Consider the following 21661-nt stretch of genomic DNA (forward strand, 5'->3'; position numbering starts at 1 on the left):
AGTGCCAATATAGTACGACGCAATTTAGAACTTTCGGCTTATGTACAAAATTCTGAGACTGATCCAAGAGAACCAACAAATCACTAGCCACGATGATTTGGAAAATGTACTCAATGGGCTCAATAACTTAATTGGTCATGAATTTTTCCTCTTTGGCCTCTCTTTTCAACCCACGTTAAAAACCAGTGAAACGCTTGTCACGGACAATTACCCCAATAGCTGGCGACAGCAATATGATGAATCAGGCTTCATGCATATCGATCCGATTGTCAAATACAGCATTACCAATTTTTTGCCCATTCGCTGGGATGACGCTAAACGAGTCAATAATGATGGACGAGTCATTTTCGAAGAGGCGCGTTGCAATGGACTCAAAGCGGGATTTAGCATTCCAATCCATGGACTTAGGGGGGAATTTGGCATGATAAGTTTTGCAACCTCAGATACCAAGTCTTACGATTTGAATCAACAAAGTATCCATACCTCACAGCTCATTGTACCGTTACTGGCTCATAATATTGGCAACATCACCCGTTACCATAAAGACGCAAAACCGAGAGCGGTGCTCACCGCACGTGAAGTACAATGCTTAGCTTGGGCGGCCGAAGGCAAAAGCGCATGGGAAATTGCCACGATTATTAATACGTCAGAACGTACCGTGAAGTTCCATTTCAGTAATGCTTGTAAAAAGCTTGGCGCGACGAATCGCTACCAAGCGATCACTAAAGCTATTTTAGGTGGCTATATCAATCCCTATTTATAAGGCTTATGCATTGACACTTGCACGATATGCTTCATTCATTGGAATATGCAAAGCGACAGAACGTGTACTTCCCAAAAGATGCACTTTTTTATCACCGAGTCTTTCGCATGGGATCCCCATCCGCTTAATCAATTTTTCCACACTGGCCGATGTGACCGTTACATAGGCATTGATGTGATATTGCTGGGCGTGATGATACAGCGACTGAAACATCTGCAGCGTAACATTACTCACGCCGCCCAATTGCGCCGAATGATCTTTATCGACCGCAAAACGACTCAGCTCATAAATCTCCTTTGCTTTGGGTGCTTGCTGCACACCGAGTAATTCCGAAAAAGTATCTTTAAGCATATAACGCGACGTCGTTGGCAAAATTCGCCAACACCCCACTAAATGACCCTGTTCCTCTTTGGCATACAAATAGTGTGCTTCTGGAACGTCGTACTCATCAGTCTCCATTTCTCGATTTGTTTTTAGCTCCCACTGCAAGCGTTGCGAAAAAACCTTATAGCGTAACTTCAGCAATGACACATAATCAGCTTGAGGGACACTTTGAAAGGTATGTGAATAAATTGAAATAGTCATGTGACTTCTCCTTAGGTTATTGGAGAAATCACGCTAAACAATCTCATCAGAGATAGAACCTGTTCGATCGAACAGTTACGTCGAAATACTGTTTAAACTATTATTAACGCAACTGAATAACTAACGCTCAGTTGGCTCAATAAGGTACAACATAAAGTAAATAACTCGTACCGCTCGGCTTTAAAAATCCTCTTAGGCAACTAAGAGGATTTTTTATATCTGCTGCATTCAAAATAATATTGCAGTTTGGTTAACGCTTTGTTATTTATGATTCCGTTAATAAAAAACAAGGATTCCCCAATGAGTAGTGGCCAACGTGCAATAACTTTGCGTTTTTTAGCAGAGCCCGGTGATGTGAATTTTGGTGGTAAAGTCCACGGTGGCGCTGTCATGAAATGGATAGATCTAGCGGCCTATGCATGCTCAGCAGGCTGGAGCGGTAAATATTGCATCACCGCTTATGCTGGAGGGATCCGCTTTGTCGCTCCTATCCACGTAGGGAACCTCGTTGAAGTCAGCGCAAAAGTCATTTATACCGGAACAAGCTCAATGCATATCGCCATTGATGTGCAAGCAAGCGATCCAAAAGAGTTGAAAAACCAACTGACTACCCATTGTATTGTCATCATGGTGGCTGTCGATGAGCAAGGCAAGCCAACCCCCATCCCAGAATGGGTACCACAAACGGCAGAAGATATTGCCCTACGCCAATCAGCGATACGCTTAATGAACATGCGTAAAGAGATAGGGGAAGAGATGGAAGCTCACGTTAAGTACTTAAAATAGCTACACATGATGCACTCAGTTGTCATTTTTCCTTCATCTTTATTTGCTTAAATCGAGCTCTCTGACATTTTGCATCGATGGTAGGAAAATACTTTGACTCTCAAAGAGATTACCTTGAGCGAATCGACGTTAGTCGACCCAAAGTCAATTGAGTATCACTGGGTCCGAACGCTTTACGTTGAAGGCTACCAGCCCCAAGAAATTAACCACTATATCCGTACCTGCTTTGGCGGAGATGATACCTTCGCCGATTTGTTTCGCCGCGTTGCGCTGCAGCAAGAGAGCTTGTATGTCCTTTTACAATACTTAGGCTGCGCCCCTTCTAGCCGTGAGTTCTAACTTTTTAGCCTTCCTTTACGACGTTACACAAAGATTTCAGATGTGAGTCGCATCCAAACATCATTTCACTTTTGAGACATTCAATTCATCATATAATGCATGCGCGTTACCAATAGCACCCTTTAATACAGATATAAAAAAACCCAAGCAATGCTCGGGTCTTGGTTACAAAAACTGTTAGTTTGTTGGATAGTAAGGAAATAAAGCTAACAGCCAGCTATGCGTAACGCCAGATTTGCATATTACTTAACTGATCGGCGGCCAAACCAAATACGTTAAGCTAATACAATATGGGCGACCTCACGGTCGCCCTATCGTTATTATCCTTTCACACCGCCAGCCGTAAGTCCTCCGACTAACCAGCGCTGTGCAAGCAAAAATACGACAGTGATAGGTAAAGCAGACAACACTGCTGCTGCTGCAAAATCTCCCCACAAATAGTTCTGAGGATAAAGATACTGCTGCATACCCACCGCTAATGTATATGAGTTTACATCAGAAAGTAGCAAAGATGCCACTGGTACTTCACCAACCACCCCAATAAACGAGAGAATAAACACAACCGCAAGAATCGGCACAGAGAGTGGTAGCAGCACCAGTCTAAAGGCTTGCCATGGTGTAGCTCCATCTAAAGCAGCAGCTTCTTCTAATGAGTTATCTATCGTTTCAAAATAGCCTTTGATCGTCCATACGTGCAGTGCGATACCACCTAGGTAGGAGAAAATCAAACCACCATGCGTATTTAAGCCAAGAAATGGGATGTATTGACCTAATTTGTCAAACAGTGCATACATCGCAACCAGTGCCAGTACCGCTGGGAACATTTGAAAAATCATCATCGCTTTTAGGATGGTGTCTTTACCTTTAAAACGCATGCGCGCAAAGGCATAAGCAGATGTTGTCGATAGGGCCACAATGAGCACTGAAGTAATGCCTGCTACTTTCACTGAATTCCATAACCAAGTCAGAACCGGAAATGGCGGCGGTGTAACAGAGCCATCAGCATTAGTGACAGCAAAACCTAATGCCAATTTCCAGTGTTCTAGAGATGGGTTATCTGGGATCAAACTGCCTGTGGCAAAGTTCCCTTCACGAAATGAAATCGCAATGACCATCAATAGTGGGAAAATGATCAGCGATAAAAATGCCCACAGAGCAACATGAGTCGCCCATAAGCGATATTTGAGAGATTGACCTTGTACCATCGCCATAACGATTACTCCTTAATTCTGTGACAGCTTCGTAAAACGTAAGTTGAGTAGTGCTAACCCACCAACCAGTAAGAAGATCAAGGTTGCGATGGCACTAGCCAAACCGAAGTCTTGACCACCAGCTCCTTCAAACGCAATACGATAGGTATAGCTTACGAGTAAATCGGTGTAGCCGGCTGGCTCTGAAGTACCAATCATATTCGGGCCACCTTGTGTCAGAAGTTGAATCATCACAAAGTTGTTAAAGTTAAACGCAAAGCTCGCAATAAGTAACGGAGTCATTGGTTTGATCATGAGCGGCAATGTGATACGGGTGAAGTTGTGTAAAAAACCTGCACCATCAATCGCCGATGCTTCATATAAATCCTCTGGAATCGCTTTCAAAAGACCCATACACAAAATCATCATGTAAGGAAAACCAAGCCAAGTATTGACGATCAGCACCATACTTTTAGCGAGAAAGGGGTCTGAGAACCAGCTAGGACTAATGCCAAAAATACTGTTGAGCACCATATTGATCTCACCAAAGCTTTGGTTGAACAAGCCTTTGAAGATCAAAATAGAAATAAAGGCAGGAACAGCATAAGGCAGGATTAATAGCACTCGGTAAACGGCGCGACCTTTAAGCTCTTCCCATTGCACAACACTAGCCAACACTAGCCCTATCATAAGAGTGAAAATCACGGTTAAGGTTGAGAAAACGACCGTCCAGATAAAGATATTGATGAAAGGCTCTTTAATACCGTCATCTTTCCATACACGCTCAAAGTTATGTGTGCCAATTTTCACCACAAAACCAGGCGATACTGTCGCACCGATAAATTGACCACTTTCGTCCACTGGTTGATAAAAGCCAACATCCATATTCGGCCGTAGTATTTCGCCTGTTTGATTATTGACCAGCGTTTCGCCATCATCTTGCATGGTGTAAAGCGGCGATACGGCGGCAAACTTGCGCAAGCCACTCATACGTACATCTTCACCACTAGGGAAATGCAGATCAATTGAGCTCAACGTAGCACGGTGATTAATAATGGTTTTAATCGGCTCTTTGGTGCCCTCAATACCCTCAATAGGTTGAAGGTCCATATCGGTCACCGATAAGCCATTTAAGGAAAACACGTCGGTAGCGAGCGTCTGCTCTCCATCTTCGATTGCAATTCGATAGCCACTTTCCGTTTTGTATAGAGTGAAAGGATAGCTTTCCCCGCCCTGATAAGTTCGATCCAACAGCACGGTCTGTGCACGTTCTAAAGAGAGTTGGTTTTTAGCACTGTAGTTAGTAAAAGCCAGACCAACGGTGTAGGCCAAAGGAAAGAGGATGAATAAGATCATTCCCGCGATACCCGGATAAATATAGCGGTGTGCGTAAGTATGTTTACTGCCGAAAATATAAAGGGCCAGAGCGGTAAGAATGAGAGTAAGCAGCGCAAAGGCGAGCTCACCGCGAGAATACATAAGAATAGTGGCGTAACCGTTAACGATACCAACCGTACCTAATAATACCCATTTAATGAGCACATTTTTACTGGAAGGAAGTGCCGTTTCGGGTGCTGACAAAGCATCTGTACCTTGAACTGACTGCATAGAAGAACCTGCTAGCGATATAAACGTAAAATGAAGGAGAGGTTACCCTCTCCTTAAGGGCTTGACCAAAACCGAATTATTTAGTCATTTGTTTTTCTGCATCAGCCAGTGCGGCATCGACAGTTTGGCGGCCATCTACAATATTGATAATTGCACTTTTCGCGCTGCCCCAAAATGCATTCATCTGAGGGATGTTCGGCATAATTTCGCCATTCATTGCGTTATCCATTGTCGCGGCGATGCGTGTATCTGCATCAAGCTCACGTTGGAAAGAGTTAAGAGCCACCGCGCCAAGAGGTTTGTCATTATTGACCATGCGCAGACCATCATTGGTGAGTAAGTAGTTTTCGATAAACTCAATCGCAAGATCTTTATTTGGAGAAGCAGTGCTGATACCTGCCGTCAATACGCCTACAAACGGCTTGGAAGATTGCCCGTTAAATTTCGGTAATGTCGTCACTCCGTAATTAATACCTGATTTTTCAATGTTGCCCCAAGCCCACGGACCGTTGATCGTCATTGCCGTTTTGCCCTGGTTAAACGCCGCTTCAGAAACAGAGTAATCCATATCCGGAGAGATCACGCCTTTGTCCACCAAACCTTTCACGAAATTCATCGCATCTTTTACGCCTTTATTCGCGATACCCGCATCTTTCACATCATAACCATCAATCGTGTATTTGAATGCGTAGCCGCTATCAGCCGCCATAAGAGGCCATGTGAAATACGGTTCTTTCAAGTTCCACATGATGGCCGTTTTGCCCTCTTTCTTCAGTTTGCCGTTCAGCGCTTCCACTTCTTCCCAACTTTTTGGTGGGTTTGGCACAAGATCTTTGTTATAGATGAGCGACAATGATTCTACCGCGACTGGGTAGCCGATGATTTTACCGTTGTATTTCACCGCATCCCAGGCAAAATCCACGATGCCCTCTTGAACCGCTTTTGAAGGTTTAATTTCAGCCAGCAAGCCAGCTTCTGCATAACCACCAAAGCGATCATGAGCCCAGAACACAATATCAGGTCCATCACCCGTTGCTGCGGTTTGTGGGAATTTATCTTGAAGTGCATCAGGGTGAGCCACGGTCACTTTGATACCCGTGTCCGCCTCAAATTTCTTACCCACTTCAGCTAAACCGTTATAGCCTTTATCACCATTAATCCAAATGGTGAGTTGTCCTTCTTCAATAGCAGCATGTGCACCAAACGAACCAAGAGCAACTAGAGTACTTAGCGCGACTGTGCTTAGGGCGTTTTTCATGTTCATATCCTTTTTATTTTTGTGTTGTAGGGCTTACCAAGAGGTTTCGCCGTATTTCGTCATATATCATCAGAGAAAACCTGACTTGACTCATCCTCCTACGCCCTACGCCCTCGATATTATGGACTATTTTCGTGATCATCATCGCTCAAGGTTAGAGAGCTCAATCACAAAAAAATACCTTTTTGTGACATGCTTCCACTTAACAGCCATTAATTATTTGAACTGGATCTAACTCAGCCCTTAAACCCCTCCTCCATCGCATCCATCGCTACTCCCCCCTATAAAAAACTCAATTAGGAGGATGTATCAAACACACACATCACACAAAATACAGTCATCCCAGAGTGGATAGTAAGAGCCTTTTCCAGTAACTCATCGTTTACTGGCTTACATCGCTAGATTGGTTTGCTGTCATAAATGAGCGTTCGTGGTAATTGATTTTATAACGGGGGAGACGCTCAATGTGCAGGGGAAGTGAACTAAATCATTGGCATGGATGGGTGATGCTTTCTTCAAACTCCCTTAATTTGAAGACATCACCCTTTTTCTTACATTATTAACCACCTTACCCAATTCCTGCTGTCATTGCCTGCAAGAAAACTCATATAATGATGGGCAGTGATTTATAAAAAATATTGATCGAGGACGAGCTCTATGGCGAGTGTCACGTTAAAAAATGTATGTAAAGCATACGGTGATGTATTAATTTCTAAAAATGTCGACTTAGAAATTCAAGAAGGCGAATTTGTCGTCTTTGTCGGTCCGTCAGGTTGTGGGAAATCCACCCTACTGCGTTGCATAGCAGGCCTAGAAGATATCACCTCGGGTGACTTGTTTATTGGCGATAAGCGAATGAATGATGTTGAACCTTCTAAACGTGGCGTCGGCATGGTATTTCAATCCTATGCGCTCTACCCGCACCTTAATCTTTTCGACAACATGTCTTTTGGCCTAAAGTTGGCCAAAGCCGATAAAAAGGAGATCGAGCAACGTGTTGAGCACGCCGCCGATATTCTCCAGCTCAGCCATTTGCTTGAACGTCAACCTAAGTCTCTTTCAGGTGGCCAACGTCAGCGTGTCGCGATTGGGCGTACTTTAGTCTCACAACCGAATGTCTTTTTGCTTGATGAGCCGCTGTCTAACCTAGATGCAGCGCTGCGCGTACAGATGCGTTCAGAGATAACCAAACTGCAACGCAAATTGGGCTGCACTATGATTTACGTTACCCATGACCAAGTCGAAGCAATGACAATGGCTGACAAAATCGTGGTCTTAGATGCTGGTTTCGTATCACAAGTAGGTAAACCACTTGAGTTGTATCATTACCCAGAAAACCGTTTCGTCGCAGGTTTCATCGGCTCTCCTAAAATGAACTTCATGAGCGTATTCATCGAAGATGTTGAAGCCGAACGTGTGAAAGTTCAACTCTCTAATGGAACCTCATTTTGGATTTTGGTCGATGGCACCACGATCACTCGCGGCGAGCGTATGTCATTAGGTGTGCGTCCAGAGCACTTGCTGAGCGCTGAAGATGGTGATGCGAAAATTGAAGGCAAGGTGATGATGGTTGAGAAACTCGGCAATGAAACACAAGTCTACATGAACTTGAAAGGCTCTGATTCTGATGTAATTTACCGCCAGCCTGATACTTTGGGCGTTGAAACAGGTGATACATTGACAATTGGTATTCCAGGGCATCGCTGCCACCTCTTCCACAGCGATGGACGTGCATGCCGCCGCCTTTACAAAGAAAAAGGCATCGAAGCCGAATAAAAAGAAAATCAGACAGCCCCTATCAAAGGAGCTGTCTGATTTAAAAATAATAAAATTTAATTAAACTCTTCAATACCAATATTATCTTTTGCCCATAATAAAGCCTGAAGTCTATTTTTAGCATTTATCTTTTTAAATACATTATGTAAATGTGTTTTTACTGTATTTTCACTTACAAACAACTCATCTGCAATTTGCATATTAGATGCACCACAGCCAAGTAACTTAATTATTTGCTGCTCTCTTTTCGTTAATTTAGCATAAGCTTGAGAGGTAATAGATGAATTACCTGCGCGATAATGCTGTATATATTCCTGAGCCAATTTTCGATTAAACCACATTTCATCATCAAGCACTTTTTCCATGCCCTTAACTAAAGATTCAAGCTGATCATTGGTATAAAATACACCCACAAGATTTTGCCATTTAAAGAGCATTTTAGGTTCAATATCTAGCGGGCAATTAATAAGCACTTCTTTTGCATCAGGGCAGGATAAGCGTTTAAATGCTGAGTAATCAGCAAAATTATTCTCATCAACGCGAGCATAGTCAATGATAACTAATTGAATTTTATAGGATGATAGACTGTTATCATTCATCCACGTATCGCAAAGCGGAGAGATATCAATACTAATCGGCAACTTTGACTCTAGCGAATCTTTAAGTAAGCGAGACTGCATACAAACATCAGAAAGCAATCGAACATTAATTTTTTTTTCTTCACTCATTTTAAACTCCTAGATCATACCGCTCACTTGATAAAACTAACGTTAAGCGACTATAAGTCAATATCTCAAAATAACCTGCTCTCATTTTAATAAAAAACCTCATGAATAAATCCATTTAATTCATGAAGTTATTGTGCATTCTTATTTATGAGAACAAATGACTGTTTTATTTATATACCTTACTACTTAACGTGGTTTGGGTGTAGTAGGCCATTCTACGAAAGGTAATGGAATAAAAAAATAAAGAATCGAGAGTCATTCCTAACGAATGAAAAGCACCACGCACTTATGGTTTTGAGAAAAAGCGTGGCACTCACTGTTCATTGGCTATTACTTTAAAAATCAACGTCGATGAGAAAATCACCCCATTGGGGCTAGGTCCGATATAGAACTTTTACAACATGCCAACCAAACTTGGTTTTCACCAAATGGGGTGTCAGTACCTCTCCAGTGAAACAGATTTTATCAAATTGAGGTACCATCTGCCCCTGACGAAACTCACCCAGATCACCCCCTTTTTTACCCGAAGGGCAGGTAGAATATTTTCTGGCTAATGTTTGAAATTTCGCTCCCTTTTTTAACTGAGCGATAATATCTTCAGCTTGTTCTTTATGCTTCACTAAAATGTGAAGAGCCGCTGCCGTTCTTGCCATCATTTTTCTCAATAAATTTGCTACTGCAAATAGTGTAACGGATGCTTTTCAAGAGTCCAACCCCAATGTAAGAGTGCAAAAGATCAATAAACATACGGTTATACTGTTTATTTGCATTTAACGCATTGCCGTCAGTAAGAGATCGTTTAGTATTAAGCATAAGAAACAACGTTGAGTAAGGTGTTATGGTTAAAACCCCCAGTAAGGCAAACCAATCCCAAGGCATGTTGATGTTCACATTGAACACTCAGAAACAGCTTTTTGCTATCGGGACTCTGAAAGTACGAGAGATTGTCCCTTACATGCCAATGACACAAATCCCATATTCTCATCACCATGTGATCGGAACCGTGACTATCCGTAACTTGACGGTACCTGTCATTGATATGGCTGCCGCCATTGGCTTTAGAGCAATTCAACCTAGCGAATATAAACAATGCTACTTAATCGTGACGGACTGCCTGCGAACCGTAGTTGCGTTTATGGTACGTAGTATTGAAAAAATCATCGAGTGTGACTGGCGAACAATCGAGTCTTCACCTGCAGTGGCGGGAAAAGATGTTTTTGTCACTGGCATAACCCGCTATCAAAAACAGATTGTGCAGTTACTTGACGTCGAATTATTACTTTCAAAAATTTATCCACAGTATGAATCAACTAAGATCCCGATGCTGACTGATATTGAACGTGAGCGATTAAAAGCACTGCGTATTTTACTGGTGGATGATTCATCTATTGCACGTAAACAATTGTCAGATGCCTTAGACAGTATCAACATACCTTACCAAATCTGTAAAAATGGGCTTGATGCCATTGAGCTGATGCGTCAAGACGCTCAACATCAACGTGCGATCGATTTGCTGGTCAGTGATATTGAAATGCCGGGCCTCGATGGATATGAACTGGCCTTTGAGGTTCAAAATGATCCAATGCTGAGCCATGCTTATTGTATTCTTCACACCTCGCTTTCCAGTGAGATCTGTTTGGATAGAGCTCACCAAGTCGGAGCCCACGAAGCTTTGGAAAAATTTAACGCGACAGAATTGATAGAAGCGATGCTGCGTGGCGCAAAAAAACTGGAACAACGTAAGGATACCGCTTAATCAAGTTTTGCTTGCACAAACAGAGCCTGAAGCGCTTCTCTATCTGATTTTTTCAGTTTACTCACCACAAGCTGATAAGAGCGTTCACATAATTCCTCTAACATCATCTGGTCAACATCTCCGTTTAACTTAACGGAGATCCAGTGTCTTTTATTCATATGATAACCAGGACGAATAGCGGAAAAGGCACTGGTCAGAACTTCACCATCTTCGGGAGTGCACTTCAATGTTACAAACGGCTCTTCTCTCGACTGAGAAGTATAGGCAAACATTTTACCGCGAATTTTGAAAACCAACGCGTCAGGACCAAACGGATAGCTACTTTCTACCTGAGGTAAAATCTCCAAAAACGATTCAATATCATGCATCTCCATCTATTACTCCTTGATTCAGTAACCAACTTATTTTAATCATTCAGCGATTCAATATATAAAAAACCCCCTACTATGTCTGTCTGTCTGTTGTGTTTGATCTACATCAAGAATCGATCGTGCACTGTAAATAAAAATTCAACTTCAAACTTTAGTTGCATTTTTTTAGCGCATAACTTTGGGATATCCGCTAATCTTAGCGGTATGAATATCTGTGACTGTCTATTAATTTTACGATAATGACCAGCGACGACTTTAAGAGATCTACAGCCAATTTAAAAAAAGCAGTACCGTTGATGATGAAAAATCATGTGGCGGCGACACCTGCTAACTATGCACTTTGGTATACCTATGTTGACAACGCCATACCTCAACTCAATCAAGAACTCGATTCTGTATTGGAAAACTTTGGCCTTTGTCCTCCCGCGGCAAGCTCTCAACTCTATAATAGCTATGTCGCATCGCGCTCTGAAACCAGTTTAAGCACGCTACGCAACAACATTGAAGTGTTAGTCAATGAAGTCGCAAGTTCAATGTCAGATACCCTAACCGATACCAGCGAATTTGCCAGAGTGATTGATAAAAGTTTTAGTGAATTAGAACGAGTCGAAAACGATGATTTATCGATCGAAGAGGTGATGAAAGTGGTTCGCCAATTGGTCACTGAATCGCGAGATATTCGCCATTCAACTCAGTTTTTAAATGGTCAACTTAATAGTGCCAGTAAAGAAATTCATCGACTGAAAGAGCAGCTTGCCGAGGTGCAAAAAGAGGCTTTATTCGATGGATTGTCCGGTTTATATAACCGCCGTTCGTTCAATGATGATCTCTTTACCCTAATAAGCGCGCAGCAACCAATAAGCCTGATCTTATTAGATATCGATCACTTCAAATCTTTTAATGACAATTATGGCCACCTATTTGGTGACACCGTGATCAAAGGCATCGCTAAAAAGCTTCAGAGTAGCTGTCGAGATGGCATTACCGCCTACCGATTTGGCGGCGAAGAGTTTGTTTTAATTGTTCCAAATAAAACACTGCGCATTGCCAGACAGTTTGCAGAATCACTGCGCCGTTCGATAGAAAAAATGAGTGTGAAGGATCGCCGCTCAGGAAACCAAGTTGGTAATATTACTGCCTCTTTTGGTGTGACAGAATTACAACTAGGTGATACGTCCGAGTCTTTGATAGAAAGAGCAGATAAACTGCTCTATGAAGCAAAACAATTAGGCCGCAACCGTGTTATGCCGCTTTAATCGCTTCAACCTCTTATGGGTAGCTGAAAAGCAATCACAATTTCCATAAACCTCAATTTATGGATAGAAAAGTAAAAGGGGCGCCACGCCCCATTTAATCCCAATACGCATCTATAACCTAAGCAAGGTTAAAACTGTAGTTTAAGTAATAGTCTTCACCATCTTTTGCGGTGTACTCCTTATCTTCGCTACAAGCTTGAGGCTTACCCTTTTCATCACCTTTGACTAGGCTTACCCAGTGGCGCATTGCAGCGAAGGGCATTTCTTCCACCGATTGGGTAAATGTGGTACACGTTTCTAACTGAATATCATTAATCTCTATCAGTTCAACGCGCCCAGTCCCTTTAGTGCAGCCTAACATCACTTCAACATGGCTACCACTTCCATCACGGAACAAGATCGAACATGGTGACTCCTTTTCACCATTGAAGGCAACAAAATGTTTTGGATGCTTCAAACCACTATGACGCCCATCCTTGAAATAAGCCAACACATGGCGGTAATCGATCACATAACTGGTCACATCTTGATGAGAGCCCATCGCCAAAGGGAACAATCTATCGAGTAGTTGCTTCGCTCTACTCTGCTTTTCATTTTGTTGATTAGCACTGATAGTCTCGACGGCGAAGACGGCTTCAGCGATAAAGGGTTTATCTAGTTTTTGGATTTCTGTTTTATCGAATGTCAGCATATTCATCGTCTTTTCCTTATAGGTAACTCAACATTTTGTGTTCTAGAGCAATTATTCCAAACTTGCGTTTAACCTTTGTGCAAATTTGTGACCTTGCTTACTTGGTAGATTAACCAATTTTTTACTACAATTTCACAACAAAAATTTTACAGTGTGAATTTTACAAAATGGCCTTATCAAAAAGCTTAGTTCGTCAGTCACATTTCTTAGGGACAAAAGTCAGAAACTTAAGAAAGCGCAATCACCTAACGATGGAAGACTTATCGGCACGCTGTATTCGTATCAACCCAGAATACGCCCCCTCCGTTTCATACCTTTCGATGATTGAGCGTGGAAAACGGGTGCCTAGTGTTGATATGTTGGAGGTCATTGCCCAAGTTTTCCAAAAAGATCCCGCTTGGTTTTTAGATGATGAACCAGGTCAAACGGATATTACTCCTGACAAGGGTAACAGAGGTGGGATCAGCGGTATGGCTCTTGAACCTAGCTTTTTATTCTCAAATGATATTTTACAAATCGCGATCCCAGAGATGCTTTCCCAAACTGGGATCACTGGCAAACAGTTTGCTCATCTATTGATCCGCGCTCACCAAGAGAGTTTACAAAACCACTTCCCAGATCTTGAGCGAGCAGCAGAAGAAGTGGGTTTAAAACGCTTAAACTTAGCTGTTGAAGATCTTATCGACATCGCCAAAAGCCTTGGTTTGGTTATCCGCTGGGTCACGAGAACCCCGCAAGATGTTGTTGATGAGCTTGGTGTTAGCGCCAAACAACTTATTACCTCTTTTTTTGAACCACCATGCACGATCTACCTCAATGAAATTCTACGTGAGTACCCAACTCGCCTAAAGTACGACCTCGCGGTGTATATTGGCCACAATATTCTGCACAGCAAAGAGGGACTAAAAAGTGTCTTAACGGTTGGCCACACAAACAGTTGGGAAGAAACGCCTGATGCCACCGCCACCTGTGAATTAAATTCCCAAGATATCCTTCAGGCATGGCGAGATTTTGAATCGAGTTTTTTTGCTGGCGCACTGCTGTGCCCCAAAGTGCCTTATCGACAACTTCTTGATCGCAGCGGTTACGAAATCGATGTACATTTGAAAGCGGGGGTTTCTCCTTCTGTTGCGATGAGGCGCATGACGGTCGTGTCACCCTATCCGCATTGGCACTATTTCGATGCTTATGGTGAAGGCAAATTAAAAGCGGTTTATCGTGGCAATGGGATCCCTCTACCGTGGGGAAATATGCGTAAAGTGAATGATCCTTGCCAGCATTGGGCCGTGTTTAGACGTCTTTCAGAGCCGCAAAGTGGCAGCTCTGCGCAAATTTCGATTTTGAATGTAGGTGATGAGCCGAGAATATATTGCTGTGAATCCGTCAATATGACCGATCCAGCAGGCAATAATCGAGTGCTATGCGCTGGGATAGATTTGAATCCAGCCATCAATGCACAAGGTGGGGATGCTCACTCAATTGCTGAGGAGCTCAAAGCGTTATGCGTCAGCAACGGCGGAAGCTCTCTTATTCCAAGACATATTAAAAAAGATCTCACGACTATTGCTAAAATTCTTAATATTAATTGGATTGAACGCGGAATTGAAAATAATGCGCGCTTAATCTGCTCACGCGGTGCTGTCTGTCCAAGAAAACCAAGCTGCTATGAGAAATGTGCTGGCTAGTTGCAGAGCATAAAAATAAAAAAAGCCAATCACAAAAAGTATGATTGGCTATTAATAAGTGTGAACAAAAATAAGGTTCACTAACAACGTCAGTTGGCTAGGTGACCCTCGGCTTAGAAGGGTCACTTACTATATAGCAGAATGCATGCCAACTTTAAAACTGCCAAAAAACACCTTATCTGTCTACTTTATGAGCGGTTTCATTACAACGTGTCGCATAATAAATTTGCATTTTGCAATTAAATTTCAAAATGCAAATATGAATAAATAATTTAGTAGTACTGCTGCCTCTTTTCTTGATACATCCGCTCATCAGCCAGTTTCAACATCGCATCCACATTATCAAATTCTGGGCTAAATGCGGCTGCGCCTACACTGACATGTAGGTTAATTAAGTGCTGCTCATAAATGACTGGCGCATTACACAACGCACTTTTTATTTTGAGACTGATCCGCTCAATATCATCGTTACTCGATACTCGAGACAGCAAAACCAGAAACTCATCACCGCCAATACGTGCAACTAAATCCGAAGAACGCAATACGCTTTTCACTCGCTCCGCACAAGCAATCAACACCTTGTCACCCGCCGCATGCCCATAGGTGTCATTGATCGATTTGAACTTATCAATATCAATGTTGAGGATCACAAAACCAGCCGATTGGTCCATTTTGATAGCCTGTTCAAAATATCGATCAAGCGTATACATGAAATAACGACGGTTGGGAAGCTGAGTTAATTCATCATGAAGTGCTCTTTCATTAGCAATAGAGTACAAGCGATATATCGTAATAAACGCCGCAACCAACAAGATTAAGATCGGATAGCCTAACAGCCGTACAATGTGGACCTGGTACCAAGGCACTTGACCTAAAACATCGCTTTTCTGCGCGACAGCAATTTCCCAGCCGCCATAGGGAAAATGAACACTTTGTTTTGCAAAAGCTTTCGTAAACACCTCTTGTTCACCAAAAAATACCTCGCCTTCCGAACCAGTACTGTCTACTCCGCGTATCGCCAAATTAAAGCGGTGAGTAAAACGTTCAACGCCAGTGGAAAGTAATAGCGAATCTAAATCGATCACGACACTGCATACTCCCCAATATTGCTGGTTATCAGGAGGGTCAGTAAATATAGGAATCCGAGCCACAAGGCCTCGACCACCTTGGATTAAGTCCACTGGACCAGCGATGAAGATTTCTTGGATCTCTCTCGCTTTCACAATTGCATTCCATTGTTCAGGAATAGTGCGGTAGTCAAGGCCTATAGCTTGATGATTACCAGCTAATGGATAGATGTAACGAATCACATCATTGGGTGCAAGTCCAATGACACGTAAGTGTTTACCTTCACGTAAAATATTAGCGGCAATTTTCTCCCAATCTTCGAACTGAGAATGGGCGTTAATCGCAATTAAACTGGTTAACCCATTTGCTACATAGATGTCAGACAAAATGGCAGCTTCTAACTGAGCTCGAATAATCGAAAGCTCTTCTTTTGCTCTGGTTTGAAGATTATCTCGGATAAAACTTCGTTGATTGAAATTGATAATTTCGATCAACCCTCCACAAAAAATGATGAAGGCAACGAGAAGCAAATTGACAGACCACTGTTTGCCTGAGATATATCTCATGCAACTCTCCCTCACTAGCCTGTAGCGATCACTACATGTGTATGGTTTTACTTGCTCTATTTAGAATAGTGCTTCTTACTTAAGATTAACGTAATCAATGAGGGAATACCCAAATTAATTACAAATTTGTTGATATAATCAAATGAATTCGTATCTTTTTGCTAACATAGTAAGATTTTAGTTCATCAATTTGCATAGCGTAAAAAGCACAATCAGCTAAACGCATTATCCTAATGACGGCTCAAAGCGGTCATTTTACGCACACCTGACATATCACCAACAATAATAAATCTATGAAATGCTAATATTATTATGAATATTAGCTTAGAGGTGTATTTTCATCATGTTATTAAAAAAGAGTGGCCTATTTCTGGGATTAGCCATTGGATTATGGTTGCCTGCCTCTGGCTATGCAGAGCCAGCATCAACAACGAATAACACTTTTTCTGAATCTGCGGAGCTTATTCGTCAAACCTATGAAGAGCAACTTTTCACATTGCCGGCATTCAAAGAGGGGCACTATGGGTTACGGATGTATCGCCAAACTCTAGACCCTAAATATTCAGCAGCGGTGTGGAGTGATCTTGCTCGCGTGGCGAGCCGACTTAATCAATTTTCCGCAGAAGTTTCAACTGCTGAACAGGTTTTTCTCTACTCTGAGCAACGTTTGGCTGGATACCTCGATGACGAAGATGAACGCAGCCAATTACGCTATATCGCCACTAAACATATGCCAGAATACCTCTACTTAGGCGTCGACCTATTAGGCTCTATGGCCCGTGCCAACGAATATGGTTTGAAACATAAAGAAGATCAGCTTTTGCGCCAAGTGATCCGCCGTTATGATTTTACTAAGTACGCCACTGATGAAGAAATGATTAAAGCGTGGGCCGCACAACTTGCTAACCAAGTCTATTGGTTACGCCAGTTAGGTGAACAAGATGTCGTACAACCATTCATTGATAGCTTTAGGAAAACATACCCAGATTCTGCTGATAAAGCACTCTCCGCGCAACAATATGACAATAAGCTGTATGGCATGACACACATTATTTTTGCCGATTCAGAATACTATCAAAATCCCATTAAAGAGCAGCAGCATCAATGGATCTTCGACTACTTTCGCAATAACATCGATACTATCTTGCTAAGAGCGAAGGAAGATGTGGTTGCTGAAGTTGGGATCACTTTTCTACTCGCAGGTTTAGAAAAAGATCCTGTTGTAGAAAAAACTCGTCTCGCAATTCAACAAGCGATTGATAAAAAGAAAGGGATGATCCCCTCTACCTCAGGTGTGTTTGACCTTGCCGACGGAGAGCACCGCAATGTACTTGCCATTATGTTACTTGACTGGCAGAAAACCAACCAAGCGCCCACAGTGAAAAATAATCCTAAGGTATTTTCTAGCCTGCCTTATGGGCTCATCAGACAGTAGCAATAAGCGGGTTAAGCTGATTTAAGCTGGTTTGACGATACTGAGGATTTAAATAGCTTCGGGATAAGAATTCCAGTAAAAGTTGCCATCACAATCAAGCCCAACCCTACCATTTGTGTTGGCAAGTACTGCACATTAAAAAACAACTGTTGCCATAATGCGGTAAAAAGCAAATTGGTAAAAATCAACGGAGCGAGCTGCGAGCCAGAGTGTGCCAGACGGTAGGCTTTGGCTCGAAAAATTTGAGTGTTGATGACTAATATAGAAACTCCGCTCAAGGCAGTAACCACGACTAACTGCTGCAAGCTGCCCCAGGTTTGTTGAAGTACATTCGCGTCCGCGGTAGGAAGCAATAACAAAGGCAGTAATAAGATTGATGCACACACAAACGTCCAAGCATTGATATCAATAGATCGCATATCACTTTTCGTCGCTCGATACAAGCTTAACTGCGATCCCGCATTCAGCGCTCCCGCAAGTAAACCGACCAATAACTCCATTCGTAAATGGATGCCCGAAACATCACCAGCCAGCAGTAACACCCCGATAAATGTAATGGCCAAGCTCACAACCGTGCCTGCTTTCATCACTACACCAAATATTAATTTTTCTAACAAAGGAATAAACAGTGGACCAGTGCTGAACAATACGACACTTTCCACCAAAGAAAGGTGCTGAAGTGAGTAAATAAAACAGAGCTGACAGCCTGCAATGCATACTGAGCGAACCCACAGAGCCCGTTTCATACCTTTGGGAGGAAAACGGAAATGAGTCAAGCTCATTACTCCCAACAATATAAGCGCGGGGAGTAAAAATCGGAGAAAACTGAGACTTTGTAGCGGTATCTCATGTGCAAGAAACTTAGACAGTAGCCCTGTCAATGACAAGCTAAATGTGGAGGACAACATAAATAATGGGGCTAAAATTCGTGGGTTCATACAACTCTCCTCTAGTACAGCCATCATAGAACAATGACGAAAGGAAAAATAACGAGTAATATTAACCAAACCTGTAAGAGAAACTTACCAATGCGAAAACTACCTCCGCTCAAGTCACTCTACTCATTTATTGCCGTAGCAGAAACAGGCAGCATGACGGATGCAGCAAAGCACCTTAATGTTAGTCATTCAGCCGTCAGTCAATCAATAAAAGCATTAGAGAACCAGCTAAACCAGCCGCTATTCAATCGCGTTGGGCGTCACGTCGTACTCAATAATGCTGGTCAAAAATACTATCGGAGAATTGCGCCTGCTTTGGAGCAAATCGTTGAAGCAACTGAAGTGCTTATGAGAGATGAGCGCCATAACCGACTGACACTCAACATGGTCAACTCATTAGCGCTGCACTGGTGGATACCACGAGTTAACCGCTTTCAAGAGCATGCGCCACATATAGACGTGAGAATATCGAGTTTAACAGGCACTTTTTCTCTAACATCAGAGAACGTTGATATCGCGATTGTTCATGGTAAACAAGATGAGTGGCAAGACTACTATTGTGAGAAACTTGCCGAAGATGAATTGGTGCTGGTATGCAGCCCTGAACTCATAAAACCTGACCTCATAAAGCAAGGTGATAAGCAGACGCTTTCATCCATACTTAAATGCCACCCAGCGATTATCGCTGTGAACGAGCGCCGCAAAAAAGACTGGCAAATTTGGTGCGATGCTTATCAACTTAGCATGCCAGAAAGTCGCAAAAACCTATCATTTGTTTCTTCAGCACAAGCCGTACAAGCAACTATCCGCCAATTAGGTATTTTCGTTACCCATCGCCTCTTTGTAAAAGATGACATCAAGTTAGGCCTACTACAAGAACTCGGTTCCGCAGTGACTAATCCCTATCAAGACTACTACTTCGTTTGTGCCAAAGAGCAACTGAAACAAGAGAGTATCTTAGTGCTAAGAAGTTGGATCAAAAAAGAATTTGCGATGTAACTAAATTTGTAATGTAACGACAGGACGGCTTAGATTTTTTTGCTATATCCACATTTGCTTATATTCATTTTTTTATAAAAAAATAATGGCTTAAATAATGGCTTATTTGGACAACGTTAAAATAATCGACAAAACATGCTGATAATACAATAAGTTATAAGACCATTGATCACCGATTATTAATAGCCTAATGACTTAACGAAAACGCCAAATGATTAGCCATTGTATTTTTCAACTTACTACATGCACTTCGTCCGCAAAACTCTGTTATTTATTCTAGACTTAACTCGGTATCTAATACTTTAGGATAGCATCGAGATCGAGTATGACTGAACTGGTAGGTAGACATTTAGAAGAGATGGCCAATATGCGAGCGTCACGCAAGCGTAGGGTCGTTGCCTTATGCTCGTTTGTGTCTGTGCTACTTTTCGCCTTTTATGGCATTCTTCATTTTCTTGAACAGCAATATTACCTGAGCACTTTTAATTTATTATGCTTGATCGCCATTGCCTCTAATTACCTTTATTTCTACCATCACTCTGATAACACCTCCTATGCCGATTTATTCCTCAGTGCCATCTTGTTAACAAAAGGGGTCATATTACTACTATATGGACAGCATATGGTCGGCAATGTGCTGTGGTTGTTTCCAATTATTGCGGCGGTGATCTTCATTAATGACTTTCGTATAGGCTTAGTTTTTAGCTGCAGTTTCTTTATGCTGATTGGCGTATCAGTACAACTCTCCGGAGCCGATATTCTTCCTCAATATCTCCCCATAGATCGGTTCTTTCTCAGTCTCATCGCACTCTGTTGCATGTGTCATATTTCCTCTTACTACTACAACAAAGCGGTTTGCTATATCCAGCATCTTTATCAAGAGGGAATTGAAGACCTTGCCTACACCGACCAACTGACTGGGCTCGCCAATCGTTGGAGTTTCGAAACTTGGGCACGGGAAAAGCTCTCCCAGCAGACTGATAAAAAGACCATCACCGCACTCGTTTTTCTAGACATTGATAATTTCAAATCCATTAATGACAGCTACGGACATGAGGTCGGGGATCGAGTCTTGCAATATTTCGCCAATCGTTTAAAAAACAACGTCCGAAATAAAGACCGGAAGACCGATAAACACGATTACTCCATCGCGAGATTTGCCGGAGATGAGTTCGTGCTACTACTTTACGATATCAAAACGGTTAAGGATTTGGATGGCGTTCTCAACCGGATTTGTTATCTGTTTGAGGATAAATATCAAGGGTCAGAAATGATCAATAACCTCACCGTCAGCATCGGCGCTGCTTTGTTTCCTTCCGATGCTGATAACTTGGCCGAGCTGACTCGGTGCGCAGACAAAGCGATGTACGCAGCAAAACACAACGGCAAAAATCAATATCAGTATTACCAACATATTTCACTTGACCATACTGAAGCATCTACTGCAACCCATTCAGCAACAGTGACACCAATAAAGAAAGCTAGCGAGTCATATACATAATCCACAAACCTACTGCACATACCACCACCATCCATGCGGCGTAGCGTGCTGTATTAGGTTTATTTGGTTTAGGGTGAATCACCGGCCTCATTGCCGCACGCCTTGCTGCTTCAACAATGGAAACGTCTTTATCACTGAGCTGTTCAAGCGTATCGCGATTTTTCTGCGCTTGATTAGCCACCTTGGTAAATCGGTGCATCTGCTCAAGCGTAAAATCCTCTTTGGGATCATAATGCGGATTCTGATCTTCATGTTTGGGCAACATAGACATTGGGCATCCTCCTCGTGATCCAACCTACTTTAATTATAGCCCCCCTCAAGATATGTTCGAATTTCTCGATGAAGACCTTCAAAACACAGCG

21 protein-coding genes are annotated in these 21661 nt (G+C 42.4%); 10 read left to right on the top strand and 11 right to left on the bottom strand.

Going from position 1 to position 21661, the window contains the following annotated elements; genetic code table 11:
• Positions 1-40 precede the first annotated feature (40 nt).
• The gene (locus AACU59_RS07820) at positions 41-763 is read left to right on the top strand and encodes a helix-turn-helix transcriptional regulator (protein WP_013868064.1); all 723 of its coding nucleotides are present in this window, start codon (positions 41-43) and stop codon (positions 761-763) included.
• 3 nt (positions 764-766) lie between these two features.
• Here AACU59_RS07820 and AACU59_RS07825 read toward each other — a convergent pair whose 3' ends face one another.
• Positions 767-1348 (bottom strand): acyl-homoserine-lactone synthase, encoded by a 582-nt coding sequence (locus tag AACU59_RS07825; RefSeq protein ID WP_017046000.1) that lies wholly within the window; start codon positions 1346-1348, stop codon positions 767-769.
• Between the two features lie 300 nt (positions 1349-1648).
• Here AACU59_RS07825 and AACU59_RS07830 point away from each other — a divergent pair, with 300 nt between their 5' ends.
• Together AACU59_RS07830 and AACU59_RS07835 are read left to right on the top strand one after the other, a co-directional pair.
• The gene (locus tag AACU59_RS07830) at positions 1649-2134 is read left to right on the top strand and encodes an acyl-CoA thioesterase (RefSeq protein WP_010317579.1); all 486 of its coding nucleotides are present in this window, start codon (positions 1649-1651) and stop codon (positions 2132-2134) included.
• Between the two features lie 93 nt (positions 2135-2227).
• Positions 2228-2473: a hypothetical protein gene (locus tag AACU59_RS07835; protein WP_094125098.1), complete on the top strand. Its 246-nt coding sequence runs from the start codon at positions 2228-2230 to the stop codon at positions 2471-2473.
• A 320-nt stretch (positions 2474-2793) separates the two neighbouring features.
• Here the strand turns inward: AACU59_RS07835 and malG are convergent, their stop codons facing one another.
• The 3 genes from malG to malE form a co-directional block, all read right to left on the bottom strand.
• Positions 2794-3684 (bottom strand): maltose ABC transporter permease MalG, encoded by an 891-nt coding sequence (gene malG / locus AACU59_RS07840; protein WP_010317575.1) that lies wholly within the window; start codon positions 3682-3684, stop codon positions 2794-2796.
• Positions 3685-3696: 12 nt separating this feature from the next.
• Complete coding sequence (gene malF, locus AACU59_RS07845; protein ID WP_094145455.1) at positions 3697-5271, bottom strand: maltose ABC transporter permease MalF; 1575 nt, start codon at positions 5269-5271, stop codon at positions 3697-3699.
• Between the two features lie 76 nt (positions 5272-5347).
• The gene (gene malE, locus AACU59_RS07850; RefSeq protein ID WP_094145456.1) at positions 5348-6529 is read right to left on the bottom strand and encodes a maltose/maltodextrin ABC transporter substrate-binding protein MalE; all 1182 of its coding nucleotides are present in this window, start codon (positions 6527-6529) and stop codon (positions 5348-5350) included.
• A gap of 657 nt (positions 6530-7186) precedes the next feature.
• Between malE and malK the strand changes: the two genes are divergently transcribed.
• Complete coding sequence (gene malK / locus AACU59_RS07855) at positions 7187-8305, top strand: maltose/maltodextrin ABC transporter ATP-binding protein MalK (RefSeq protein WP_017045996.1); 1119 nt, start codon at positions 7187-7189, stop codon at positions 8303-8305.
• A gap of 56 nt (positions 8306-8361) precedes the next feature.
• Here the strand turns inward: malK and AACU59_RS07860 are convergent, their stop codons facing one another.
• Positions 8362-9033: a LuxR C-terminal-related transcriptional regulator gene (locus AACU59_RS07860; protein WP_094145458.1), complete on the bottom strand. Its 672-nt coding sequence runs from the start codon at positions 9031-9033 to the stop codon at positions 8362-8364.
• Positions 9034-9407: 374 nt separating this feature from the next.
• A complete protein-coding gene (ppiC, locus tag AACU59_RS07865; RefSeq protein ID WP_026027858.1) occupies positions 9408-9686 on the bottom strand; it encodes a peptidylprolyl isomerase PpiC in 279 nt (92 codons plus the stop codon).
• 185 nt (positions 9687-9871) lie between these two features.
• On the opposite strand from ppiC, the gene AACU59_RS07870 reads away from it, so the two are divergent.
• Positions 9872-10789: a chemotaxis protein gene (locus AACU59_RS07870; RefSeq protein ID WP_094145671.1), complete on the top strand. Its 918-nt coding sequence runs from the start codon at positions 9872-9874 to the stop codon at positions 10787-10789.
• On the opposite strand, the gene AACU59_RS07875 is transcribed toward AACU59_RS07870, so the two are convergent.
• Positions 10786-11163: an MmcQ/YjbR family DNA-binding protein gene (locus AACU59_RS07875; RefSeq protein ID WP_019281769.1), complete on the bottom strand. Its 378-nt coding sequence runs from the start codon at positions 11161-11163 to the stop codon at positions 10786-10788. The two genes, AACU59_RS07870 and AACU59_RS07875, sit on opposite strands and share 4 nt — an antisense overlap.
• A 236-nt stretch (positions 11164-11399) precedes the next feature.
• Here AACU59_RS07875 and AACU59_RS07880 point away from each other — a divergent pair, with 236 nt between their 5' ends.
• Positions 11400-12416 (top strand): GGDEF domain-containing protein, encoded by a 1017-nt coding sequence (locus tag AACU59_RS07880; protein ID WP_161437800.1) that lies wholly within the window; start codon positions 11400-11402, stop codon positions 12414-12416.
• Positions 12417-12534: 118 nt separating this feature from the next.
• On the opposite strand, the gene AACU59_RS07885 is transcribed toward AACU59_RS07880, so the two are convergent.
• Positions 12535-13113: a hypothetical protein gene (locus AACU59_RS07885; protein WP_161437801.1), complete on the bottom strand. Its 579-nt coding sequence runs from the start codon at positions 13111-13113 to the stop codon at positions 12535-12537.
• A gap of 161 nt (positions 13114-13274) precedes the next feature.
• Here AACU59_RS07885 and AACU59_RS07890 point away from each other — a divergent pair, with 161 nt between their 5' ends.
• On the top strand, positions 13275-14792 hold the full coding sequence (locus AACU59_RS07890) for a DUF3612 domain-containing protein (RefSeq protein WP_161437802.1): 1518 nt from the start codon (positions 13275-13277) through the stop codon (positions 14790-14792).
• A gap of 272 nt (positions 14793-15064) precedes the next feature.
• Here the strand turns inward: AACU59_RS07890 and AACU59_RS07895 are convergent, their stop codons facing one another.
• Complete coding sequence (locus AACU59_RS07895; protein ID WP_161437803.1) at positions 15065-16441, bottom strand: diguanylate cyclase; 1377 nt, start codon at positions 16439-16441, stop codon at positions 15065-15067.
• Positions 16442-16769: 328 nt separating this feature from the next.
• Here AACU59_RS07895 and AACU59_RS07900 point away from each other — a divergent pair, with 328 nt between their 5' ends.
• Positions 16770-17861 (top strand): DUF3541 domain-containing protein, encoded by a 1092-nt coding sequence (locus AACU59_RS07900; RefSeq protein WP_161437804.1) that lies wholly within the window; start codon positions 16770-16772, stop codon positions 17859-17861.
• An 11-nt stretch (positions 17862-17872) separates the two neighbouring features.
• Here AACU59_RS07900 and AACU59_RS07905 read toward each other — a convergent pair whose 3' ends face one another.
• Positions 17873-18799, bottom strand: a complete 927-nt coding sequence (locus AACU59_RS07905) for a DMT family transporter (RefSeq protein ID WP_064626453.1) — start codon at positions 18797-18799, stop codon at positions 17873-17875.
• Between the two features lie 90 nt (positions 18800-18889).
• Here AACU59_RS07905 and AACU59_RS07910 point away from each other — a divergent pair, with 90 nt between their 5' ends.
• Together AACU59_RS07910 and AACU59_RS07915 are read left to right on the top strand one after the other, a co-directional pair.
• The gene (locus AACU59_RS07910; protein ID WP_088733514.1) at positions 18890-19798 is read left to right on the top strand and encodes a LysR substrate-binding domain-containing protein; all 909 of its coding nucleotides are present in this window, start codon (positions 18890-18892) and stop codon (positions 19796-19798) included.
• A gap of 325 nt (positions 19799-20123) precedes the next feature.
• Positions 20124-21299 carry a GGDEF domain-containing protein gene (locus tag AACU59_RS07915; protein WP_013868081.1) on the top strand — a complete coding sequence of 392 codons (1176 nt, stop codon included), beginning with the start codon at positions 20124-20126 and terminating at the stop codon, positions 21297-21299.
• Here AACU59_RS07915 and AACU59_RS07920 read toward each other — a convergent pair.
• Positions 21280-21570: a hypothetical protein gene (locus AACU59_RS07920; RefSeq protein ID WP_013868082.1), complete on the bottom strand. Its 291-nt coding sequence runs from the start codon at positions 21568-21570 to the stop codon at positions 21280-21282. The two genes, AACU59_RS07915 and AACU59_RS07920, sit on opposite strands and share 20 nt — an antisense overlap.
• Between the last annotated feature and the right edge of the window lie 91 nt (positions 21571-21661).

Source organism: Vibrio sp. V23_P3S9T160, from assembly GCF_963886625.1.
In the GTDB taxonomy this organism is placed as follows: domain Bacteria; phylum Pseudomonadota; class Gammaproteobacteria; order Enterobacterales; family Vibrionaceae; genus Vibrio; species Vibrio anguillarum.